The 2266-nt window shown below is 75.7% G+C and carries 2 protein-coding genes; one reads left to right on the top strand and one right to left on the bottom strand.

Annotated elements, in window-relative coordinates:
- Nucleotides 1-1326 (top strand): MFS transporter (locus tag ACFUEL_RS38750; protein WP_380242761.1); only part of this gene is annotated, 1326 nt, incomplete at its 5' end.
- A gap of 53 nt (nucleotides 1327-1379) precedes the next feature.
- Here the strand turns inward: ACFUEL_RS38750 and ACFUEL_RS38755 are convergent.
- A partial coding sequence (locus ACFUEL_RS38755; protein ID WP_380242763.1) for an alpha/beta-hydrolase family protein occupies nucleotides 1380-2266 on the bottom strand: 887 nt, incomplete at its 5' end.

Genomic DNA, 2266 nt, shown 5'->3' on the forward strand with positions numbered 1-2266 from the left:
GGCCCGGGGTGGCTGGTCGTGGCCCGGGCGCTGCTGGGCGTGGCGGGCGCGACGATCATGCCGTCCACGCTGTCGCTGATCCGCACGCTGTTCCCGGACGCGAAGGAGCGGGCCACCGCGATCGGCGTCTGGGGCGCGGGCGCCGCGGCCGGTGCCGCGCTGGGCCCGCTGGTGGGCGGCGTGCTGCTGGAGCACTTCTGGTGGGGTTCGGTGTTCCTGCTGAACCTGCCGGTGATGGTGCTGCTGCTGGTGTCCGGCGTCTGGCTGCTGCCGGAGTCCCGCGATCCGCGTCCGGGCCGGTGGGACGTGCTGAGCGTGCTGCTGTCGATGGCCGGTGTGATCGGCGCGGTGTACGGCGTCAAGGAGTTCGCCGTGCACGGCCCGGAGCAGTGGACGACCCCGCTGGTGTTCGGGCTGGGCGCGGCCGCGCTGGCGCTGTTCGTCCGGCGCCAGCTCCGCCTGGAGACGCCGCTGCTGGACGTCCGGCTGTTCCGGAACGCGCGGTTCACGGCGGCGGTGGTGTCCTCGCTGATCTGTCTGATCGGCCTGTCCGGCGTGATCTTCTTCATGTCGCAGTACCTCCAGCTGGTCCGCGGCTACTCCCCGCTGCACGCGGGCTTCGCCGAGCTGCCGGCCTTCGTCGGCTCGGTGGCGGGCGGTCTGCTGACGGCCGTCCTGGTGCGGCGCGCGGGTGCCCGCCGGGTGCTGACGGCGGGCCTGTTCGTGATGGGCCTGGGCATCGGCGTGCTGGGCTTCGTCCGGGTGGACAGCGCCTACCTGCTGCTCGGCTCGTCCTTCCTGGCGCTGGGCACCGCCGAGGGCGTGGTGTACACGCTCTCCTCGGACCTGGTGCTGGGTGCCGCCCCGGCCGACAGGGCGGGTGCCGCCTCGGCCGTGTCGGAGACGGCGTACGAGCTGGGCGCGGCGCTGGGCATCGCGCTGGTCGGCTCGATCGTGACGGCGCTGTACGCGGGGTCGCTGTCCGTTCCGGCGGGTGTCGACCCGGCGCTGGCCGAGCAGGCGGGCCAGTCGCTGGGCGGCGCCCGGGAAGCCGCGGCCGCCCTCCCGGCGGGCCCGGCCGAGCAGTTGCTCGCCCACGCGAACGACGCGTTCGTGCACGGCGTGACGGTCGCGGCCTGGGTCTCGGCGGCCCTGCTGCTGGCGGCCGCCGCCCTCGCCCACCGCCTGCTGGGCGACCGGCGCACCACCGGCGGCACCCGCACGACCGGAACCTCCCCCGGAACCCCCACCGGTACCTCCCCCGGAACCCCCACCGAAGCGACCGCCCCCGCCGGAGGACGCGTCGAGGCGCCCGCGCACCGCTGACACCCGCACCCGGCCGGCGACGGCCGGCAACGGTCGGCAGCGGCCAGCAGCAGTCAGCGGCGGTCCGCCAGGTACGCCACCAGCCGGTCGGTGTCCTGCCCGGTCCACCCCTCGGGCGGGGCGATCCGCGCCCACGCCTCGGCGGGCATCAGCCCGTAGCGGTGCCCGTGCCCCTCGGGCACCGCCTCGGAGGCGGCCAGGTCGCAGGTGACCTGCCAGAACGTCACCAGCGGGTACCAGCGCATGGTCGGGGAGACGTCGGGGGCGCGCTGCCCGGCCAGCCACTCGGGCTTGCGCCAGATCAGCGAGGGCTCCCACCACACCACCGGGTCGCTGCCGTTCTGCAGGTAGACCACCCGCGGCTGGTCCCAGGGCGCGCCCTCCGGCAGCGCGAAGTCGGAGGGCCGCTGGGCGAACCGCACGTTCCGCCCGTCCTGGTGGACCGGGCGCCAGACCGGGCTGCCGGGCTGCCGCCGGTCGGTGACCGCCTCCCGCAGCGGGTTGTCGGGGGTGGGGCCGACCAGCAGCGCTCCCCCGGTCTGCCCGGTCAGCTGCTCGACGCCGCCGGGGAAGGCCCGCTCGGTGGCGTACGAGCCGAGGCTCTCGCCGGCCACCATCAGCCGGGGCCGGGAGTCGGCGGGCAGTTGCGACCAGTGCGCGTGCACCGCGTCGTACAGGGCCTTCCCGGCGTCGGTGGCCTCGCCCTCGGTGAGGAAGGAGAGCCAGCTCGGCAGGTACGAGTACTGGAGGGCGACCTCGGCGCTGTCCCCGTCGTACAGGTACTCCACCGGTGCAGCGATCCCCTCGTTGACCCAGCCGCTCCCGGTGGTGCCCAGCACCACCAGGACCTTGCGCCGGAAGCCTCCGGCCCGGTCGAGTTCGGCGACCGCGCGCCGGGCGCGTTCCCGCAGGCCGGCGGCGGTCCGGGCGCCCTCGGCGG

Origin of the sequence: Kitasatospora sp. NPDC057198 (genome assembly GCF_042670125.1) — a bacterium.
Classification (GTDB): domain Bacteria; phylum Actinomycetota; class Actinomycetes; order Streptomycetales; family Streptomycetaceae; genus Kitasatospora.